17 protein-coding genes and 1 pseudogene are annotated in these 19,239 nt (G+C 61.4%); 6 read left to right on the plus strand and 12 right to left on the minus strand.

What is annotated here, in order from left to right; genetic code table 11:
• Positions 1 to 150 precede the first annotated feature (150 nt).
• From MIC97_RS17565 to MIC97_RS17595, 7 genes and pseudogenes are all read right to left on the minus strand, one after another.
• Complete coding sequence (locus MIC97_RS17565) at positions 151 to 2,904, minus strand: TonB-dependent receptor (RefSeq protein ID WP_239801299.1); 2,754 nt, start codon at positions 2,902 to 2,904, stop codon at positions 151 to 153.
• 96 nt (positions 2,905 to 3,000) lie between these two features.
• The gene (locus MIC97_RS17570) at positions 3,001 to 3,912 is read right to left on the minus strand and encodes a FecR domain-containing protein (protein ID WP_239801300.1); all 912 of its coding nucleotides are present in this window, start codon (positions 3,910 to 3,912) and stop codon (positions 3,001 to 3,003) included.
• Positions 3,913 to 3,986: 74 nt separating this feature from the next.
• Positions 3,987 to 4,496 carry a sigma-70 family RNA polymerase sigma factor gene (locus tag MIC97_RS17575; protein ID WP_239801301.1) on the minus strand — a complete coding sequence of 170 codons (510 nt, stop codon included), beginning with the start codon at positions 4,494 to 4,496 and terminating at the stop codon, positions 3,987 to 3,989.
• A 260-nt stretch (positions 4,497 to 4,756) separates the two neighbouring features.
• Positions 4,757 to 4,861: pseudogene (locus MIC97_RS17580) on the minus strand (IS481 family transposase); the annotation flags it as partial.
• Positions 4,862 to 5,459: 598 nt separating this feature from the next.
• Positions 5,460 to 6,227, minus strand: coding sequence for an HpcH/HpaI aldolase/citrate lyase family protein (locus MIC97_RS17585; RefSeq protein WP_239801302.1), 768 nt, complete (start codon positions 6,225 to 6,227; stop codon positions 5,460 to 5,462).
• 8 nt (positions 6,228 to 6,235) lie between these two features.
• The gene (hpaH, locus tag MIC97_RS17590) at positions 6,236 to 7,033 is read right to left on the minus strand and encodes a 2-oxo-hept-4-ene-1,7-dioate hydratase (RefSeq protein ID WP_239801303.1); all 798 of its coding nucleotides are present in this window, start codon (positions 7,031 to 7,033) and stop codon (positions 6,236 to 6,238) included.
• Positions 7,030 to 7,884 (minus strand): fumarylacetoacetate hydrolase family protein, encoded by an 855-nt coding sequence (locus MIC97_RS17595; RefSeq protein WP_239801304.1) that lies wholly within the window; start codon positions 7,882 to 7,884, stop codon positions 7,030 to 7,032. Before MIC97_RS17595 ends, hpaH begins: the two co-directional genes overlap by 4 nt.
• A 231-nt stretch (positions 7,885 to 8,115) precedes the next feature.
• Between MIC97_RS17595 and MIC97_RS17600 the strand changes: the two genes are divergently transcribed.
• The 6 genes from MIC97_RS17600 to MIC97_RS17625 all read left to right on the plus strand — a co-directional run bounded on the left by MIC97_RS17600 (position 8,116) and on the right by MIC97_RS17625 (position 13,887).
• A complete protein-coding gene (locus tag MIC97_RS17600; protein WP_239801305.1) occupies positions 8,116 to 9,150 on the plus strand; it encodes an amino acid ABC transporter substrate-binding protein in 1,035 nt (344 codons plus the stop codon).
• A 99-nt stretch (positions 9,151 to 9,249) separates the two neighbouring features.
• On the plus strand, positions 9,250 to 10,434 hold the full coding sequence (locus MIC97_RS17605; RefSeq protein ID WP_239801306.1) for an ABC transporter permease subunit: 1,185 nt from the start codon (positions 9,250 to 9,252) through the stop codon (positions 10,432 to 10,434).
• Positions 10,431 to 11,528: an amino acid ABC transporter permease gene (locus MIC97_RS17610; protein ID WP_239801307.1), complete on the plus strand. Its 1,098-nt coding sequence runs from the start codon at positions 10,431 to 10,433 to the stop codon at positions 11,526 to 11,528. Before MIC97_RS17605 ends, MIC97_RS17610 begins: the two co-directional genes overlap by 4 nt.
• Entirely contained in the window at positions 11,525 to 12,280 is a 756-nt protein-coding gene (locus tag MIC97_RS17615) for an amino acid ABC transporter ATP-binding protein (protein WP_275592499.1), read from the plus strand. The genes MIC97_RS17610 and MIC97_RS17615 overlap by 4 nt, the downstream gene beginning before the upstream one ends.
• Before the next feature lie 31 nt (positions 12,281 to 12,311).
• Positions 12,312 to 13,469 (plus strand): alanine--glyoxylate aminotransferase family protein, encoded by a 1,158-nt coding sequence (locus MIC97_RS17620; protein WP_239801308.1) that lies wholly within the window; start codon positions 12,312 to 12,314, stop codon positions 13,467 to 13,469.
• Between the two features lie 19 nt (positions 13,470 to 13,488).
• Complete coding sequence (locus MIC97_RS17625; protein ID WP_239801309.1) at positions 13,489 to 13,887, plus strand: 5-carboxymethyl-2-hydroxymuconate Delta-isomerase; 399 nt, start codon at positions 13,489 to 13,491, stop codon at positions 13,885 to 13,887.
• Positions 13,888 to 13,997: 110 nt separating this feature from the next.
• Here the strand turns inward: MIC97_RS17625 and hpaR are convergent, their stop codons facing one another.
• From hpaR to MIC97_RS17650, 5 genes are all read right to left on the minus strand, one after another.
• Positions 13,998 to 14,534, minus strand: coding sequence for a homoprotocatechuate degradation operon regulator HpaR (gene hpaR, locus MIC97_RS17630; RefSeq protein WP_239801310.1), 537 nt, complete (start codon positions 14,532 to 14,534; stop codon positions 13,998 to 14,000).
• A 792-nt stretch (positions 14,535 to 15,326) separates the two neighbouring features.
• Entirely contained in the window at positions 15,327 to 16,358 is a 1,032-nt protein-coding gene (locus MIC97_RS17635) for an ABC transporter permease subunit (protein ID WP_239801311.1), read from the minus strand.
• A 1-nt stretch (position 16,359) separates the two neighbouring features.
• Positions 16,360 to 17,412, minus strand: a complete 1,053-nt coding sequence (locus tag MIC97_RS17640) for an ABC transporter permease subunit (RefSeq protein WP_239801312.1) — start codon at positions 17,410 to 17,412, stop codon at positions 16,360 to 16,362.
• Positions 17,409 to 18,197: an amino acid ABC transporter ATP-binding protein gene (locus tag MIC97_RS17645; RefSeq protein ID WP_239801313.1), complete on the minus strand. Its 789-nt coding sequence runs from the start codon at positions 18,195 to 18,197 to the stop codon at positions 17,409 to 17,411. The genes MIC97_RS17640 and MIC97_RS17645 overlap by 4 nt, the downstream gene beginning before the upstream one ends.
• Before the next feature lie 21 nt (positions 18,198 to 18,218).
• Positions 18,219 to 19,238 carry a transporter substrate-binding domain-containing protein gene (locus MIC97_RS17650; protein ID WP_239801314.1) on the minus strand — a complete coding sequence of 340 codons (1,020 nt, stop codon included), beginning with the start codon at positions 19,236 to 19,238 and terminating at the stop codon, positions 18,219 to 18,221.
• Between the last annotated feature and the right edge of the window lies 1 nt (position 19,239).

Raw genomic sequence — 19,239 nt, forward strand, 5'->3', positions numbered from 1 at the left:
TCTGCCTGAAGTCAGCTGCCGGCCCTCGCTGCATCCACATGAGAAGCAGGTGCTTCCATTGCGCAGCCGCACAGGGAAGACGCCCGACAAGCGTATCTTCACGCAGCCGCGCAGACTTCGTTCCACGTCTCCCCTGAAGCTTGTCCGGCTTCAGAACGTCGCGGTGAGATTTGCCCGGAACGTACGACCCGGCGACGGCATCAGGCCGAGCGTCAGCGCGTCCATATAGTAGACATCGGTGACGTTATCGACCGCGACATCGAGGTTGAGGCTTTCGTTGATCTTGTAGCTCGCGAACAGATCAACCAGCGTATATTTCTTCCAGTTTATCACCGTCGTGTAGCCGCCGGTCTCGTTGTTGCCCATCTTGCCCCTGTCGCCCAGATAGGTGACGCGTCCACCGATCTCCAGCGCATCCTCCATGAGCCTGAGCCCGGCCGTCAGCGTGGCGCTCTTGCGCGGCGGAACATGCAGCTGGGCGTAGCCGTTCCTGACCCCGGAAACGCGGCAGACCGTCAGGGAAGGACCTTCCTCCGCGCAGAACTCAAGCTTGTCGTAGAGGGTGCCGCTGACGTCCACATATCCCCAGCCGACATCATAGCCGACCGAGGCTTCCATGCCCCGGAACAGGGCATGATCGATGTTGGAGACGGACACATCGGGGTAGTTGGTGCGGGTCAGGTAGTCTTTCACGTCATTGTTGAAATAGCCTGCCTTGAAGCGCAGCTTGTCGCCCGGCATCAGCACATCCTCGCGCAGCACGTTGACACCGATTTCGGTATTGCGCGCGTGCTCCGGCTTCACGCCGGCGAGCGGATTGGGGGTGAATGAAAAACCGCTAGTGGACTCAAACAGGCTCGGCGAGCGGATCGCTTCCGCATATTTCGCGTAAAGCTGAACACCGGACCATGGCTCGACGGTCACGCCGATCATCGGGGCCCAGCCGTCGTTCTTTTCCTCGTTGTTCAGGCCGAAACGGGAATTTGTCTTGTTGTCGTAGGAATGGGTCCATGTGTAGCGAAGGGCGCCGTCAACCTTCAGCCAGTCCGATGGCTTCCATTCTCCGGCGATGAAGGCGCTCGCCTCCCTGCGCCAGCCATCCCGCGAAGCCAGGAGATTGTTGGTATCGACATTGGCGCTGCCCGGAGGCGGCTCTATCGTCTCGTAGACATAAGAGCCCCCGACCGAGAACCCGAAATCGCCCCAGGCGGTGCCGAGTTCGGAGGTGTTGACGACATCGGCACCATAGCGCTTGGCGATGTCCCAGTAGGCCTGCGGGAAGTTTTCCACGCCGCTGGTGAATTCAAACGCATAGGGCGTCAGAATATGGGTATCGGTATCGGTCCCCCAGACATTGGCCTTGAGGTTTATCAGATCGTTGTCGTCGGGGTTCCACTGATATCCGGCCCGATAGGTGTTGACCGTAACTTCGCTCAGGGGCGCCTGGGTTGCACCGTCGAAACGAATGATGACGGACGGCATCATCTCGCCGAACAGGCTCTGGTAACGCATATAGCTGATATCGAAGCTGTGGCCGCCATCCAGCTCAGCTTTCGCCTTCAGCATGTATGAGGTGTTGTCCTGCGACGTGTTCAGCACCTCTTCGCCGGCACGATAGCGGTTGAGCCCGTCGAGACTGAAAATCGTGTATTCCGTGATCTGGTCGGGCCTGCCGAGCCGGCCGGGGCGAATGACCGTTTCATGCCTCTGGGCAAGTTCCGGCGTATTGCCATGCGTACCGGCGTGATAATTGCCGTTCTTGCGTCTGGCATAGGCTGCAACAACCTCGAACATGTCGTTGCGTGCGGCAAAGGCGGCACTTCCCGACCCGGAGGCAGGCTCCAGAAATGAGGGGCGATCCATGCCATGAGGACTGCCCGTCAGCAGGGAGTCCGGTATGGTGTCTATTCTGCAGGCCCAGTTGCATTCGGTGATGAAACGGGACTGCTTCAAAGGCGGATAGCCGCCCGGCGTGCCGACCGCCGGGGGCGTGGACGTATTTCCCATGACGCCGCCTCTGAGCCTTACGCCCCAGTTTTTGTCGCCCCTGATGATGTCGTCGGCGTTCAGCGTTTCCATCCGCACCAGTCCACCTGTCGCCCCGACGCCATAGACATTCGCCGACGGACCCTTTTCGATGACGGCGCCGCCGATCAGGTCGGGATCGACATAGTTGCGGGAAGCGACGCCCGAATAACCCCGGTAGACGGTATTCTGCTGCTGGGTGCCGTCGATGATGACGGGAACGCGGCCGAACCCCTGCATGCCGCGAACGTTCACATCGACAGCACCGCTGTTTCTGTTGTCGCCGGTCAGGACGCCGGGGGTGCCCTTGATGAAATCACCCACGGAAGAACCGCGGAAGCGCTGGATTCTTTCCTCGTTCAGAAACGCGCTGCTGCCGGCGTTGCGATAATTGGCATCCTCATCGGCGAGCTCGCCCAGCGTGCCGGTCCGGCCACCCGCGCCGCCCTGAATGTTGATCGTGTCGAGTACCAGCGCCCCGTCGACGGGAACTCCCGATGTGGCCGGGCCAGCGGCCTGAGGGCGCGACAGAAGCACCGTATTCGGACCCGTGAAACGCCACGAAAACCCTGTGCCGTCGAGCAGCTGGTTCAGGGCATTCGCTGCCGGCAGACGCCCGCTCACACCTGAAGTGCGCGTCTGTGCGGGCACGGCGCCATCGAACAGCACATCGATGCCGGTGACGCTGGAAAAGCGAACAAGCCCCTGAGAAAGCGGCTGCGCGGATATGGCAAAGTTGAAATCGGAAGCCTTCTGCTGCGCATAGGCTGCGGAGATGCCCGGCAAGAGTACAAGCGGTGACACCGAAAGCAGGAACAGAGCCGAGGCCAGCCTGCCGTGCTTCTTTGCGTGCCTCAGGCATGGATTGGTGCCGGTCATACTGCTCCCCGTCTCAAAATCACAACTGCGCCCACAGGGCCATGCAAGGAAGGACGGGTACGGAGGCGAAAAATCTGGGTCCGGAGGCAGTTTTTTTTAAAGGGGCCGTATCAGGGTGAGCCATGGCGTCCATGTCTCGACGCGGGCGGAAAGGCCCTGACGCAGCAGATCAGGGATGAATTCAGCCCGGCTGACGTCAAAAATCAGCGTGACCGGGCGACGGCCCAGTTCTTCGTCGGTGACGATGATGCGTCCGCGCCGCCATTTCTCCAGTTCCTTCACCACCACGGACAATGGCGTGGAAATGAACACCAGCCTGCCCTCCAGCCAGGAGAGCCTCGCTTCGGTATCGACAGCGCTGACATCGGAAAGATGGTCGCCGGCAAAGCTTACCATCTGACCGGCGCCGACGCGCAGGTTTCGCTTTCCGCCTTCCACCCACACCGTATGTTCCTGAACGACGATCTCGCTCCGGTCAGACGTTCTGCTGACGGAGAACGCCGTTCCAAGCGCGGTGGCGCTGAGCTTTCCGGCCACGACGGTGAAAGGACGGCTGTCGGCCTCCACCTCGAAGAAAGCTTCTCCCGACAGCAAATGCAGCACCCTGACACTGTCGGTGAAATCCACAGACACGGCAGTAGCCGTCGACAAGCGCATGCGGCTGCGGTCCGGCAGATCGACTGAAGCCACCTCGCCCGTGCCGGTGGAATAGTCTGCCACGGGAAGCGCCAGCCGATAGGCTCCAATCCCCAGCCCGGACAGGACGACCGCTGCGCCTCCCGCCTTCAGAAGTTTCCTGCGGGAAACCGAGTGCTGCGACAGGCCGGGAACCATGCCGGCCTCCCCCCACAATTGTTCGATGCGGGCATAGGCGCGGGCATGAGCGGCATCCTGATCGAGCCAGTCGCGGAAGCGCTGCAAATCCTGCGGCGTTACCTTCTCGTCCAGCAGAAGGGCGAACCATTCGGCGGCCTGCCTTGCGTCCGGACTTTCCTCGCCGTTGCTCACATTGCCGCTCCCATCCGACCAGCACAGACTATCAGTAAGGACGGATGAAACACGAAAAATTCTGGTTCAGATCGTCAGGATATCTGCATGCCGGACTGCAGGCGCTCAAGCGCCACGACCATATGGCTGAAAACCGTCTTCGGCGAAATGCCCAGCTGGTTGCCGATTTCCACATAGGTCAGCCCCTCGATGCGGGACAGGACGAAGACCTGACGGGCACGCGCAGGCATCGTATCGATCACCCGCTGAAGGCGCGCAAGTTCCTGCTGGCCGACCACGAACTGCTCGGCCGACGGATAAGGATCGGCGATATGCTCCAGTTGCGCGATATCGGCGATGACGGGAGCAAGCCGGCTGCGCCTTGCATGGTCGGATGCGATGTTGCGACCGGTGATAAGAAAATATCCGGCAAGGTCCGAAACATTTCTGAGAGCCGACTTGCGCTCCCAAAGCCGCAGAAACGTATCCTGAACCAGATCGGCCGTAGTGGAATAATCCCGGACACGGCTGTAGATGAGCCCGGCCAGACGGGATCTGACCGTCAGGAAGACGCCAAAAACATCATTTTGCTGTGCCCTGTCCATGCCGCTAGCTAGCATTGCCGGCAAGCGGTGCGCAACAAAATGCTGACTAAAACTGTCACATTAAATTTCAGGCGATTTCCCCCAAAAGATACTGTCAGAAATCCGTGTCACCTTTCGTTGCACATTCTGGAAAACCGCCGGGAGCGGCCGAGTTCCGCCTTTAAGCAGACAGCGACTAAGCCCGGCATGTCGTCAATCTTTCAGGCACCATCAAGCCAGATCCGTCAGTTAGCGAAGACGGATATGCGTCCAGCTTGAGATATCAAGTCGTCGAGATGCCGTCGCAACTGTTCGCAGTCCTCGTAATGGAAGCTTTTGACTGTCGCTTCCTTGATCGTGCCCTTCATCCGCGCCACTTGCCCATTATCCGGTATGTGATCTTTGGTGCCTCTTCGCCCTGCTGTTCTGCTTCAGGAACGACCTTGTGGTGATGAGCCCACCTCCGGGCTGGGCGAGAACCTTCAGGTGATCGAGCGCGATTTTGCCCGCTTGGCGCTAGAGGACGATCGCTTGTCGATCCCATCAGTGGTCCAGGGGTGACTGGGCTTCGTCAGGCGGTGTTCGATACCATTGGCCTCGCCAGATCATGTCGAAGCGCATAGGCCTGGAACAGATCGTGTTGCGGTGCGGAGCTGCTCTGCGAACGTGATGCCGTTGTCGGTGAGAATTGTGGGGACCTGACAGGGCACCGCCTCTTGCATACTGCAAGAACTCCCACGCCATCTTCCGGGCTGCACCGTCGACGAGTTGGGCCACGGCAAACTTTGCGATCGCTGTATTGCTGCTCTGACGACGTGCGTGGTCGTGGCGCTCGGTAACGAACTTGTCCCGTAGAGAGGATCACACCATTGGTCCGTGGGATCAAACACCTGTGCCGGCCTCGCATGGTCACCCGGTAAGACCGGGTGGAACGTTTCCGTGATCCGTAGAACGGCAGAAACGTTCCGATGGGTCTGCGTCGGCTCAGGAACGATACTGTGCCGCCAGGCCTCTCAGAGCCCTCGTGAACAGGCTCACATCGATGCCGACGCCGACGAAATTGGCGCCGGCCTGCTTGCAGTCGTCGATGAACGCCGGGTCGGTTGACAGGACGCCGGCGATGCGGCCGGCAGCGCGGATGCGGCGAAGGGCATCCAGAACGGCTTCACGCACCGGCGGTGCCGCAACATTGCCGGGATAGCCCATATCGGCCGCCAGATCGGACGGACCGATGAAAACGCCATCGACGCCGTCCACGGCGAGAATGTCGTCGAGGGCATCAAGGCCGCGCCGGCTTTCGACCTGCAGGAGAACGAGAATTTCGTCATTGGCCGTTGTCAGATAATCGGGAATGCTGCCGAATTTCGAGGCTCGTGCCAGAGCCGACCCGACGCCGCGAAAGCCTGCGGGCGGGTAGTGTGCCGCGCGAAGGCAGCGTTCGGCCTGCTCCGCGCTTTCGATCATCGGGATGAGCAGGTTCTGCGCGCCGATGTCGAGTGCCTGCTTGATAAGGGTCGCATCGTCATCTGGAAGGCGCACGACGGATGCACTTCCCTTGCCGTCGAGGATGGCAAGCTGCGCCATGATCGAGCGGATATCGTTGGGGGCGTGCTCTCCGTCGATCAGCAGCCAGTCGAAGCCGGCGGTGGCGGCCATCTCGGCGGCATAGGGATTGGCAAAGCCGAGCCAGATGCCGTGCAGACACTCGCCTGCCTTAAGCCGATGTTTGAAATGGTTGACGGGTGCGGGCATGGAAAACCTCAGAATTTAAGGGAAACGTTGCCGAAGGCGCCGAAGTCGGCTTCGAATACGCTGCCAGGCGGTGCTTCGAGCGGGCGGATGAAGGAGCCGGAAAGCAGGACTTCCCCCGCCTCGATGCCCAGTCCGTATTGCGCCAGCCGGTGCACCAGCCACAAAATGCCGGTCACCGGATCGTCCAGCACGCCGGCGCCCAGCCCGGTTTCCTCCACGATGCCGTCGCGTTTCACGATGGCGCCGATCCAGCGCAGGTCGACCGTGTCGACCGCATGGCGCTGCTGGCCAAGCACGATGCCGGCATTGGCGGCATTGTCGCTGATCGTATCGGTGATGATACGCGCCTTTCCGGTGTCGGGATCGGTACGCAATATGCGCGTGTCGAGAATCTCAAGGCTTGGTGCCACGTATTCGGTCGCTGCCAGAACGTCCTCTCGTGTCACCTGCTCTCCCCTGAGGGGCGCGTTCATGATGAAGGCGATCTCGGCCTCGATGCGCGGCTGGATGAAGCGGCCGGCCGGAATCTGCGCGCCGTCGGCGAACAGCATGTCATCGAGGAGAACGCCGGAGTCCGGCGTTTCGATGTTGAGCGCCTGCTGCATGGCGCGCGAGGTCAGGCCGATCTTCCAGCCGATCACCCTGCGCCCATCAGCACGTTTGCGCTCGATGAGGGCGGCCTGGATCGCATAGGCCCCTTCAAGGTCCAGATGCGGGTATTTCAGCGACAGCAGGCCGGTCTGGCGGCCGGTGAGCTCCGCCTGAAAGAGGGCCTCGGCGGCTTCCTGAATCTGTTGGGGGGTCATTCGTCAGCCACTCCGTTGCGCAGCAGGCCGATGCCTTCGGCTTCGATCTCGACGATGTCTCCGGGGCGCAGCCAGATCGGAGGATCGAACCTGGCGCCCGCGCCGGTCGGGGTTCCGGTGACGATGATGTCGCCCGGCTCCAGTTGGGTGAAGGTGGAGATATAGGCAATCTGACGGGCAACCGGGAACAGCATGCGGCTGGTGCGGTCCTGCTGGCGCACCTCGCCATTGACCCGGGTGACGAGGCCGATGTCGAGGATCTGAGCCGGATCGGTGAACGGAACCAGCCAGGGGCCGATGGCTCCCGATGCCTGCCAGTTCTTGCCCTGCGTGACGTTGAACTTGGCGTGGCGCGTCCAGTCGCGGATGGTGCCTTCGTTGCACAGGGTCAGGCCGGCAATGTGCGAAAGCGCTTCCTCCTGCGGGATACGGCGTCCGGCTTTGCCGATGACGATGGCGATCTCGCCCTCATAATCGAGCTGTTCGCTTTCCGGCGGACGAATCAGGGGCGAGCCATGGCCGGTGAAGCTGCCGGCAAAGCGCGGAAACAGCGACATGTTCGCAGGCGCGGCCTGTCCGTCCTTGTACTCGGCATTGCGGTCAGGGAAATTTACGCCCACGCAGATGATCTTGCCCGGATCGGGCACCGGAATCTGAAGCGTATAGGTGCCGTCGGCATGGCTGGGCTGACGGCCGCGGGCGGCTTCCAGAACCTCAGCGACAGCGCCGGCTGCGATCACGTTGCGCAGGGTTGCCCACTGCGGAAAATCGTCGGACAGAGCAAGCATCCCGCCATCGACGGCCGCTCCCCAATAGCTGTGGCCATTGGCCGTGAAGGTGACGAGGTTCATTTCCCACTCCTGAAAGTGCCGCAAGCGCGCCGCTCTCCTGCCCGGTGCGGAACCGGCCCGGTTTACGCCCCGCTTCAGGGCGATTAAATTTAACTTGATATATAACATGTTATATGCTTTGTGAATAGCCATTGCTTGCTGTGGTTCATCGGGGCAAGTTCCATCATCCGTGATGACGCCGCTGATCGCCGCAAGCTCCACACCTAACGCCAGGATCTGGGAGGAACAGGAATGCTGAAATCAATTCAAAGGGTTGCCTTTGGTCTGACTGCTGCGGTCGCGCTTGTGGGCGGCGCAAATGCACAGCAAGTCGACACCGTCGGCGCCATCAAGGCGCGCGGGCAGCTCAACTGCGGCGTCTCCACCGGCGTCCAGACCGGCATGAGCACGCTCGATGCCAGCGGCAACTGGGCCGGCTTCGAGGTCGATTTCTGCCGCGGTCTTGCTGCCGCCATTCTCGGCGATGCCGACAAGGTCAAATATGTGCCGCTCGACATCAAGACGGCGTTCACCACGCTGCAGTCTGGCGGCATCGACCTTCTGGCGCGCACCGCGACCGAAACCTTCCTGCGCGACGTTGAAATGAACCTCGCCTGGGCCGGCGCCTATCTCTACGATTCGCAGGGCTTCCTTGCCCGCAAGTCGCTTGGCGTCGAAAGCGCTCTCGAGCTCGACGGTGCGTCGATCTGCGTTTCGGCAGGCTCCAATTACGAGCAGAACCTGTCGGATTACTTCCGCAACAACAGCCTGTCCTTCACTCCGGTTGCCGCCAACTCGCGCGACCAGAACGAGAAGAACCTCATAGAGGGGCGCTGCGACGTCTATGCCAACGTGCTGAGCGCTCTTGCCGGCGCGCGTTCCAAGATGCCTAACCCGGATGAGTGGGTGGTTCTGCCGGAAATGATTTCCATGGAGCCGATCGGCCCGGTCGTGCGTCAGGACGATTACCGGTTCCAGGATGTGGTATCCTGGGTGCTCAACGCCCAGATTGCCGCCGAGGAGTATGGCGTTACCTCGAAAAATGCGACCGAGATGCGCGACACCTCGCCGTCTCCGGAAGTGCAGCGTCTGCTCGGCAAGACCGGCGATTTCGGCGCAAAGCTCGGCCTCGGCAATGACTGGGCGCTGAACACCATCCAGGCCGTCGGCAATTACGGCGAGATGTTCTCGCGTCATCTGGGCGAGGAAAGCCCGATCAAGCTTGAGCGTCGCCTGAACGCCCTGTGGAAGGATGGCGGGCTTCTGTACACGCCACTGATCCGCTAACAGGTCGACAACTCCTGTTGCGGGCGGCTTCGGTCGCCCGCCTACGGCCCTTCGTGCGCTGAACGAAGGCCGTCGCGGGTTCATCAAGAGGATCAGGACATGTCCGGACAGCCGACATCTCTCGCAACTGCTCAGGGTGGCGTTCTGGCCAGCGCTGCTGCGCGGCGCTGGCTGGTGCAGCTTGTGATCGTTGCCGTGCTGGTTGCTATCGGTTACGTGGCGCTCGGCAATCTGAAGGGCAATCTGGCGCAGCGCGGCCTGTCGCTCGGCTTTGACTTCCTCCGGCAGGAAGCCGGCTTTGAAATCTCCTTTTCGCTGATCCCGTTTTCGGCCGGCGACAACTACATGCGCGTGTTTCTTGTCGGTCTGACCAACACGCTGCTGGTCACCATACTGGCCATCATATTCTCCACCATTCTGGGCTTCATCGTCGGCATTGCCCGCCTTTCCTCGACCTGGGCGCTGCAGAAGGCGGCTGTCTTCTATGTCGAGATCGTGCGCAATCTGCCCCAGCTCCTGCACATCATGCTGTGGTACAATGTTGCCTTGCGCAACATGCCCGTGCCCAAGCAGGCGGTCGGGCTGTTCGACGTGGCCTTCCTGACCAACCGCGGCATCTACATTCCCGCCGTCCATTCCGACCGCCCCTTCCTGTGGGTGATCAGCGTGCTGTGCGCCATCGCCGCTTCCATCGCGCTCTATGTCTCGATCTCCCGCCGGTCCGACGTGATCGGCCGACCGCTCAATGCCTGGCTGCCCTCTCTGGCCGCGCTTGTCCTCCTGCCGGTCGCCGTGGTGTTCGTCTCGGGCAGCACGCTTTCGATCGACATGCCGCAGCTCAAGGGCTTCAACTTCGTCGGCGGCTGGGTTTTCGTGCCGGAGCTGAGCGCGCTCGTCTTCGCCATGGCTATCTATAACGCCGCCTTCATCGCCGAGCTGGTCAGGGCTTCGATCGAAGCCGTCAGCCGTGGCCAGCGGGAAGCGGCGGCGGCGATCGGCCTCGGCTGGTCCCAGACGCTGCGCTACATCATCATTCCGCAGGCCATGCGTGTGCTGATCCCGCCGCTCGGCAACCAGTACCTCAACATTCTCAAGGGCTCGTCGCTTGCGGTCGCCATCGGCTTCCCCGATCTCGTCAGCGTGTTCACGGGCATCACCATGAACCAGACAGGCCGCGCCATCGAGATCGTGACGATGACGATGGGTACCTATCTGCTGATCGGTCTCGTCATCACCGTTCTGCTGAATGTCTTCAACCACATGACCCGGATCGTGGAACGATGAGCGCTGTGCTGTCTCCCCTGCCGACTGAAGGCCGTTCCTTCTCCGGCCGGCTGGCCGGGTTCGCAAGGACGAAGCTGTGGCCGACCCGCTGGGCGCTGATCGTCAATCTCGCCGTTCTGGCGGCGCTGGCGGCCATTGTCGTCAACGTCGTGCCATGGGCGCTGCTCAACGCCACATGGACGGGCACCAGCCGTGCAGACTGTGCGGCCGGAGGTGCCTGCTGGGCTTTCGTGCATGAGCGCTGGCCGCAATTCGTCTATGGGTTCTATCCCGAAGCGCAGCGCTACCGCGTCAACATCGCCTTCGTCACGCTTGCCGCCGGCATCGCGGCGCTGCTCATTCCCGGCACGCCGGGCAAGCGCTGGATCGGGGCCTTCATGATCCTCATCTATCCGTTCTTCTGCGCGGGGCTTTTGCTGGGTGGTTTCGCCGGCCTGCCTTTCGTGCCGACGGATCGCTGGGGCGGACTGATGCTGACGCTGGTTCTGGCCGTCTCGGGCATCACCATGTCCCTGCCGATCGGGGCGGCGCTGGCGCTTGGCCGGCGCAGTGAAATGCCGATCGTGCGCTGGCTGTGCATCGGCTTCATCGAGTTCTGCCGGGGCGTGCCTTTCGTCACCGTTCTGTTCATGGCCATCGTCATGCTGCCCTTCTTCCTGCCCACGGGCACGAAGCCCAATGCGCTGGCGCTGGCGGTGGTGGGCATCATCTTCTACGAGGCCGCCTATATGGGCGAAGTCATCCGGGGCGGCCTTCAGGCCATTCCCAAGGGACAGTACGAGGCCGCCAAGGCCATCGGCCTCGGGTTCTGGCGGATGATGATCTACATCGTGCTGCCGCAGGCGGTCGGCAAGGTCATCCCCGGCATCATGAACACCACCATCTCGCTCCTGAAGAACACCACGCTGGTCATGGTGGTGGGTCTGTTCGATCTGCTCAACATCGTCACCGCCGGCGCTTCGGACCCCAACTGGGCCGGCTCACAGGCCGAGGGGTATTTCGTCGTTGGCATCGTGTTCTGGATCATGAGCTTCTCGCTGTCGCTCTACAGCCGCAGCATCGAGACCAAACTGAAGAAAGCGGATCAAAGATGACAGGCAAGCCTTCACAGCAAGCACCCCTGCTCACCCTGCGCGACCTCAGCAAATGGTATGGCAATTTTCAGGTGCTGAAGAACGTCGACCTTGAGGTTGCCGCCGGCGAAAAGATCGTCATCTGCGGGCCTTCCGGGTCAGGCAAATCCACGATCATCCGCTGCGTCAACGGACTTGAAGGGTATGAGCGCGGCGAAATCCGCGTCGGCAACGATCTGGTCCGCCACGACGGCGCGGGGATCGAGAAGATCCGCCAGCGCGTCGGCATGGTGTTCCAGTCGTTCAACCTGTTTCCTCACATGACCGTGCTTGAAAACCTGACGCTGGGGCCGATCAAGCTGCTCCGCAAGCGCAAGGCAGATGCCGAGGCGGCGGGCCTCGATCTGCTGAAGCGCGTTCACATCGCCGAGCATGCCCACAAATATCCGAACCAGCTCTCCGGTGGCCAGCAGCAGCGCGTGGCCATCGCGCGTGCCCTGGCCATGGCGCCGGAAGTGATGCTCTTCGACGAGCCGACGTCGGCGCTTGACCCGGAAATGGTCAAGGAGGTGCTGGACGTGATGACCGAGCTCGCCCGCACCGGCATGACCATGGTGTGCGTGACCCATGAAATGGGCTTTGCCCGCGCCGTCGCCGACCGGGTGGTCTTCGTCTGCGAGGGCCAGATAACCGAGGTCGCCGATCCCGACGGCTTCTTCACCGCACCGCAGACGGAGCGCGCGCGCCAGTTCCTCCAGCAGATCATTCATTGAAGGCTTAAGGCCAGTCCAAAGAGTGTCCGACATGACAGTGCTTCCAAAGACCGAATTTCCCTATCGCCTGCGGCTTCCCGGCCCCACCGCCATTCCCGAGGCGGTGCGGATGGCCGGGTCCCGTCCAATCATCAATCATCGCGGCGCGGAGATGCGCGTCATGCTGGGCGAGGTGCAGCAGATGCTGCGGCCGCTGTTCGGAACGGCGCAGCCGGTGGTGCTGCAATCCAGCTCCGGCACCGGCGCGATGGAGGCGGCACTGGTCAATGTGCTTGCTCCCGGCGAGAAGGTTCTGGCCTGTGTCAACGGCCAGTTCAGCGAACGCTTCGCCAAGATCGCGGCAGCCCATGGCGCCGGGGTCGACGTGCTCGACATCGAATGGGGCAAGGCGCCCGACCCGGAAGCGGTGCGCCAGCGGCTGGCCGGCGGCGATTACCGCGCCGTGCTCGTCGTTCACAATGAAAGCTCGACCGGGGCTTTGGCCGATCTGCGTGCGCTGGGCGCGGTCACGGCCGAAACGCCGTCGCTTCTGATGGTCGACAGCGTCAGCGGCATCGGCGGCGCCGAAATGCGGCAGGACGACTGGGGCGTCGACGTCATCGCCACCGGCTCGCAGAAGGCACTGATGTGCCCGCCGGGTCTCGGCCTGATCAGCGTCAGCGCCAAGGCGCGCGCCGTGGTGGAACGTGACGATCGCTGCGCACGCTTCTACTGGGATCTGCGCAAGGCGCTGCCAGTCGTCGACCAGAACGAGACGGCCTTCACGGGAGCCGTCTCGCTGGTTCAGAGCCTGCATACGGCGCTCAGCCTGATGCATGAGGAAGGCATCGAAAACGTTTATGCGCGCCATCTGCGCCTGTCGAAGGCCATGCGCGCCGGTTTCGTCGCACTTGGCCTTGAGGCCTTCGGCGACGCTTCTGCCTATTCGCCCACGGTGGTGGTCGGTGGCCTGCCTGAGAGCATCAATGGCGGCGATGTCGTCAAACACATGCTGGAAACCTACAACACCGCAATCGCCGGTGCCCGCAACAAGCTTCAGGGCCGCGTCATCCGCATCGGCACCATGGGCGCGTTTTCCATCGGCGATGTGATGACGGATCTGCTCTATCTCGGCCGGTCCCTCCAGGCTCTCGGCCATTCCTGCGATCCGGACGCGGCAGTCGCCGCCGTCCTTTCTGCCAATCGCTGATTATCAGAGGACATTGGACATGCCCCATATCTGGGTCGAATATTCCGCCAACATCGAGAAAGAGATCGATGTCCCGCAACTGCTCGAAACCGTGCAGAAAGCCCTGATCGATGACGGAAGCGTGTTTCCCTTCGCCGGCGCGCGTACCCGCGGCGTCCGCGTCGACAACTATCTGATCGTCGACGGTCATCCCGACAATGCCTTCGTGCATGTGCTGCTGCGGATCGCCGCGGGCCGAAGCGAGGCCGATCGCAAGGCGGCCGGCGACCGCGTCTTCTCGAATGTGAAGGACTATCTTTCGCAGCTCATGGCACGGCGGCCGCTGGGACTGTCCGTGCAGATGGAAGAAAGCGACGCCGAGGTCAATCTCAAGACCAGCAATTATCGCGACTATCTGAAGCTGCGCGCGGCCGGCTGAAACCTGCGGGTATCAGACGGGTGCAGGCATGCGCCTGGCATATGTGAAGTCATGAAAAAGAGCGCAGGCCCCGGGTCTGCGCTCTTTTTGTCTGGACAGGTTGCATGCGCTCAGCGGAAGTCGGCGTCTTCGTCCGTATCCGGAACGATGTTGAAGCTGTTCATGGAGGTTTCGAGTTCGGCCAGCATGGACTGGAGCAACTGCAGGCGCTCCTCGCCATAGGCTTCCGTGATCCTCTGGTAGATCTGGGCCGACTGAGGCGTGTGTTCGCGGATCAGCTCGCGCCCCTTCGCGGTCAGCGACAGGACACTGCGGCGCTGGTCGTCCTCATCGGTACGGCGGCTGATGTGACCGGACGCTTCCAGCGTGCGCAATATCCGCGACAGGCTGGGTCCCAGCAGGAATGTCTGGCGAACCAGTTCGTTGACGTCGAGTTCGCCGGCCGAGCTGATCGCCCGGATGACGCGCCACTGCTGTTCCGTGACATGGTGTTCGCGCAGCGACATGCGGAAATGGCGCATCACCGCCTCGCGGGCCCGCATCAGCGACATCGGCAGGGACATCGAAAAGTCGCGCAGATCCTGCGCCGGAGGGCTCTCGCTGCCCGCGGCTTTCCCTGCGTCGCTGAGACATTGACGCCTTTTCATCGGCAGGTGCTCCTTCCGTAGTTTTTCATTTCGGAAGCATGATGCTTGATCCTGTGCGCCTCCTCATCCTGTCGCCGGACAAGGTGTGCGAGCCTTTGAAAGGCTGACGCGACATTATCCTTACAAATTCAATTTATCAATACCATTCAATAGGTTGCAAGACAAACTTGCAAAGTTTTTAAGCCTTTCCAATCACCGCATCCACGTCGAGAGCATCCTCGGCCGGGATGGGAAGATGCAGCAGTGGATTGCGTTTCACGCTATTTGCCCTGCCCTCGAGGTCCGGTCAGAAGTTCCGCTCGGACAGCATCGGATCGACCAGAAAACGCATGGCGACAACATCAACATGCCGTGTGGCGTTGCGAAGCCCGGTGATCTTCAGCCTCCCCCATGCAGGGGCGCTTCCTGCCCACCGGCGCCCAAGGCTGATAGGGCAAAGAATTCTCTGCCGGTGGTGATGAAAAAGATTCTCGTTTATTCCAGCCGGCGATGAACTCGTGGGTGCCGACCACCCCACCAAAGACGCGCGCCAGGTCCATCGTGGCGCAGGTATCCCGCGTGGCAACGGTGCGATAGCCGAAATCGGTTGCCGGTCCGGACCGTGGCATCGACATACATTTGGTTCATGGCGCCGACGATGGCCGTCTCCTCGATGCCGTTGCGGTGGAGCAGTCGTTCAATCCGGACGTGGCAGGGATGGCTCTGCGTGGCGGTGGCCGCCGATCTCTTCGCGCGCAAGGTGGGCGGTTGGTCGACGCAACCTACCCGCTCGAAGTCCATATAGTACTTTTCTTAAAAGCGCAGCAGGCTTTTCTCGATCCGGCGTCCCACCAGGGAAATCAGCATGCCGGAGACAAAAAACACCAGATAGACGAGGAGGAACATCTCCATGGCAAAGCTGCTCCATTCCTGTGTGTTGATCGATGCGTTGGCTGTACCCAGCAATTCGTAGTAGCCGAAAGTCAGGATCAGCACGGTGTCCTTGAACACCATGAGATTGACATTCATCAGGGCCGGGAGGGACCTGGTGACAACCTGGGGCAGGATGATGCGGCCGTGTATCCTGGCCCATTTCAGCCCCAGCGACTGGGCTGCTTCGATCTGTCCTGCGTGAAAGGTTAGGAGCGCGCCGCGGAAAACCTCCGCATAGAATGCCGACATCGCCATCGTGAAGCCAAGCAGAACGCGCAGGAACATGCTCTCGCCAATCGCCGGCGGCAGAAGATAGGGCGTGGTGACGAGGATCGCGAACATGGTCACAACCGACGGCAAGGCCCGCATTATTTCAATGTAGGCGGTGCAGATCGCCGAGACGTAGCTGTTGCCGAAACGTCTGCCGAAGGCGAGCAATATGCCTAGCGGCAGAGCAAGGACGAAGCCTCCGAAGGCCAGCGTCATCGTCAGGGAAAAGCCTGTCCAGAGCCTTGAATTCACGGTGCTCAGCAGGACCCCGTCTCCCGCCAGCAACCACACCGACAACAGGAACGCCGCAAGCACCGTGAGGTAGATGCGCAGTAGACGCTGCCGGATTGCCGGCAGGCCCCAGATCGCAACCAGCGCCAGCGCCTGCAACAGAATGCCCGTGAGTGCGCGCCAGCGTTGCTCGGGCGGGTAGAAGCCGAAGATCAGGAAGTCGAGCCGAAGCCGGACCGAAACCCAACAGGCACCCGTGCCGGCCCGGCATGCCTCTGCATCACCGCTCCAGACGGCGTCGAGAAAGGCCCAGCGGAAGAAGGGCAGCAGCACGACCGCCAGCGCGACCATGAAAAGGATAAAGCCAACACGGTGGTAGCGGCTGCGTGATGCGTTTGAAAGGCTGGCCATCTTATCTTTCCCGTGTTCTCAGCCTTGCGTTCATACGGTTCACCACAAGTGAGAGCGTGCCGCAGATCAAAAGGAAGTACAGCCCCATGAGGATGAGGCATTCGACGATGCGCCCGGACGTCGCCATGGACACGCGGGCCACCGAGAACAGTTCCGTGTAGCCGATCGCCACGCCCAGCGACGTGGCCTTCATGATCACCAGATAGCTGTTCAAAGCGCCCGGCAAACCGAAACGAAGCGCCAGAGGTGCGGTGATCTTCCGGAAACGGTCGAGTCGATGGAGACCGAGCGCATCTGCGGCCTCGATGACGCCCTTGTTGACCGAAAGAATGGCGCCACGGGTTATCTCGGCGATCTCTGCAGCGAAATAGAAAGACAGGGCCGTGGTCAGCGCCAGAAATTCAAGCGGAACCTCAACCCCGCTGCGAAACCCGAACTTGCCCAGTTCAGGCGCCCGGGCATCGAGCCCGAACCAGAAGGCCAGCAACAGGGCGACCAGCGCTCCGCCCAGCCGTGTGAGGACCGGCGCCGGCAGGCGCCACAACATCAGGCCGGAAGCCAGCACAAGGCCCCCCGCGATTGCAAGCTGTCCTGCACCTGCCAGATGCAGTTCCGGCAGGACAATTCCCCGGTTCGACAGAAAGACCAGCCCCATCAGATCGGGTGCCCTGGCCGGTGCCGGCATAAGAATGCCGACGAAATAGCAAAGCAGGATCACGAAGAGCACCGGCACATTGCGGAAGGCCCCGACATAGATGCGGCAGATCATCGAGGCTGTTGGATCGGCCATCGTGCCCATCACCCCGATCCCCACGCCGAGCAGCGTTGCGAACAGGATCGCCACCAGACCCACTGCCAGCGAATTGACGGCAGCCACGGAAAACGCCGTAAGAAACGACCAGGACGGATCCCACGGCAAAACCGCGGAGGAAATCTTGAGCCCCGAAGACGAGAGATAGAACTGGTAGTCGAGCGCAGACCCCAAGCCCACGATGATGAGCAGTGACATGACCGCAATGATCACGTTATGCCCCTGAAAGGAGGCCTTTTTCATATGGTTTTGACCTGTTCCACGAACTGACGCACACTGGCATGCGCCGGCGCCGTGAAAAAGCGGTCGGGATCCGAATCCTCGATGATCTCGCCACGATCCATGAAGACGATCCGGTCCGCCACACTACGTGCGAAGCCCATTTCATGGGTGACGCAAAGCGTGGTCATGCCCTCCTCGGTAACATCGATGATCGTGTCAAGCACCTCCTTGATCATCTCCGGATCAAGCGCCGATGTCGGTTCGTCGAAGAGCATGATCCGCGGCTTCATGCACAGCGCGCGGGCAATGGCCGCGCGTTGCTGCTGGCCGCCGGAAAGCTGGGAAGGATATTTCGCCGACTGGTCGGGAATTTTCACCTTCTCGAGGAAATGCAGCGCCAGGCTTTCCGCTTCCGCACGCTTCAGCCCGCGCACCAGCATCGGTGCGAGACAGCAGTTTTCGAGGATGCTCATATGGGGAAAGAGGTTGAAGCTCTGGAATACCATGCCGACATCCCGGCGCACCTCGTCGATGCGCCGGAGTTCGTCGGTCAGCGTTATGCCATCCACCACGATGCTGCCCGCCTGATGCCGTTCCAGCCGGTTGATGCAGCGGATCAGGGTGGACTTTCCCGAACCTGAACGTCCGCAGATCACGATCCTTTCACCCCGCCTGACCGTCAGCGAAACGTCGCGGAGCACCTGATAGTCGCCATACCATTTCGAAACGCCGGATATCCGGACAGCAACCTCGTCAGAGCCCCGATCGGCGAAGGCACAATCCTTGCGGGCAGTTCCGGTCTTCATGCGCGGGTCCCCTTTCCGCACTCAGAAGCCGGGAGAATACAACAGGCCGCCCTGGGAGACGTACCGGTTGAACCCTGGCTCGATCTTGCTCGCGCTGTCCTTGCCCAGATTGCGGTCATAGATCGCGGAATAGGGACCTACCTGCGTGATGATCTTCAGGCCCCAGTCGGCCGGAAGTCCCATGAACTTGCCAAGCTCGCCTTCGGTGCCCAGAAGCCGGCGAATGGAGGCATTGTCGGAACTGCCTGCGATTTCGGCCGCATTGTCTGCAGTCAGGCCGTACTGATCCGCTGCGATCGTGGCAAAGATAACCGAACGGACGATGTTGTTCCACTGCTCGTCACCTTCGGCGACCATCGGCCCGAGCGCATCGACGGAGAAGAGATCGTTCAGGATTTCATGATCCTCGGCGTCGGCATATCCCTGCCGGAAGCCAGCCAGAAGCGCCGGTTCGGTTGCAAAGGCATCGCAACGGCCTTTCGAATACGCCTCGGAGTTCGCCGTTATCGTGTCGAAAGGCACGAGCTTGACCGGCAGGTTCTTGGCGCGGAACCACTCAGAAACCGTGGCTTCCATCGAGCTGCCGGAAAGAATGCAGATCGTGGCGCCCGCGAGATCCTCGAAGGAACGGACCTCGCTTTCCTTGCGGGTCATCACCGTGATGCCGGTGAAGAAATAGGCCGTCGGGAAATTGACCTGCATGCCCGTATCGCGCTCGATCTTGTAGGTGTGCGAGGTCGTCACGATGTCGACCTCGCCGGAACGCAACGCCTCATAGGACTGGGCCCATCCGATCGGATTGATCGCGATCTTCGTCGCGTCTCCCAGAACGGCTGCCGAGACGGCGCGGCAGAAGTCGACACCGAAGCCCACCCAGCGGTTTTGATTGTCGAGGCTGTGCCAGCCCGGCGTGGGATCGCCGACGCCGCAGCGCAGTTCGCCGCGCGCCTTCACGCGGTCGAGTACCCCTTCGGCTCGGGCGGCGGGACTGGCCGCCACCAGCGCGGCAAGGCCGATCAGTGCAGTTGTCAGAAGCTTCATG

Source organism: Aquamicrobium sp. NLF2-7 (assembly GCF_022359935.1).
Taxonomy (GTDB): domain Bacteria; phylum Pseudomonadota; class Alphaproteobacteria; order Rhizobiales; family Rhizobiaceae; genus Mesorhizobium; species Mesorhizobium lusatiense.

Bases quoted from the DNA above. Each gene is read 5' to 3' on its own strand.
- MIC97_RS17625 (WP_239801309.1), top strand. From the start codon at position 13,489: ATGCCCCATATCTGGGTCGAATATTCCGCCAACATCGAGAAAGAGATC.
- MIC97_RS17620 (WP_239801308.1), top strand. From the start codon at position 12,312: ATGACAGTGCTTCCAAAGACCGAATTTCCCTATCGCCTGCGGCTTCCC.
- MIC97_RS17600 (WP_239801305.1), top strand. From the start codon at position 8,116: ATGCTGAAATCAATTCAAAGGGTTGCCTTTGGTCTGACTGCTGCGGTC.
- MIC97_RS17635 (WP_239801311.1), bottom strand. From the start codon at position 16,358: ATGGCCAGCCTTTCAAACGCATCACGCAGCCGCTACCACCGTGTTGGC.
- MIC97_RS17595 (WP_239801304.1), bottom strand. From the start codon at position 7,884: ATGAACCTCGTCACCTTCACGGCCAATGGCCACAGCTATTGGGGAGCG.
- hpaR (WP_239801310.1), bottom strand. From the start codon at position 14,534: ATGAAAAGGCGTCAATGTCTCAGCGACGCAGGGAAAGCCGCGGGCAGC.
- MIC97_RS17565 (WP_239801299.1), bottom strand. From the start codon at position 2,904: ATGACCGGCACCAATCCATGCCTGAGGCACGCAAAGAAGCACGGCAGG.
- MIC97_RS17610 (WP_239801307.1), top strand. From the start codon at position 10,431: ATGAGCGCTGTGCTGTCTCCCCTGCCGACTGAAGGCCGTTCCTTCTCC.
- hpaH (WP_239801303.1), bottom strand. From the start codon at position 7,033: ATGACCCCCCAACAGATTCAGGAAGCCGCCGAGGCCCTCTTTCAGGCG.
- MIC97_RS17585 (WP_239801302.1), bottom strand. From the start codon at position 6,227: ATGCCCGCACCCGTCAACCATTTCAAACATCGGCTTAAGGCAGGCGAG.
- MIC97_RS17615 (WP_275592499.1), top strand. From the start codon at position 11,525: ATGACAGGCAAGCCTTCACAGCAAGCACCCCTGCTCACCCTGCGCGAC.
- MIC97_RS17575 (WP_239801301.1), bottom strand. From the start codon at position 4,496: ATGGACAGGGCACAGCAAAATGATGTTTTTGGCGTCTTCCTGACGGTC.
- MIC97_RS17645 (WP_239801313.1), bottom strand. From the start codon at position 18,197: ATGAAGACCGGAACTGCCCGCAAGGATTGTGCCTTCGCCGATCGGGGC.
- MIC97_RS17605 (WP_239801306.1), top strand. From the start codon at position 9,250: ATGTCCGGACAGCCGACATCTCTCGCAACTGCTCAGGGTGGCGTTCTG.
- MIC97_RS17650 (WP_239801314.1), bottom strand. From the start codon at position 19,238: ATGAAGCTTCTGACAACTGCACTGATCGGCCTTGCCGCGCTGGTGGCG.
- MIC97_RS17640 (WP_239801312.1), bottom strand. From the start codon at position 17,412: ATGAAAAAGGCCTCCTTTCAGGGGCATAACGTGATCATTGCGGTCATG.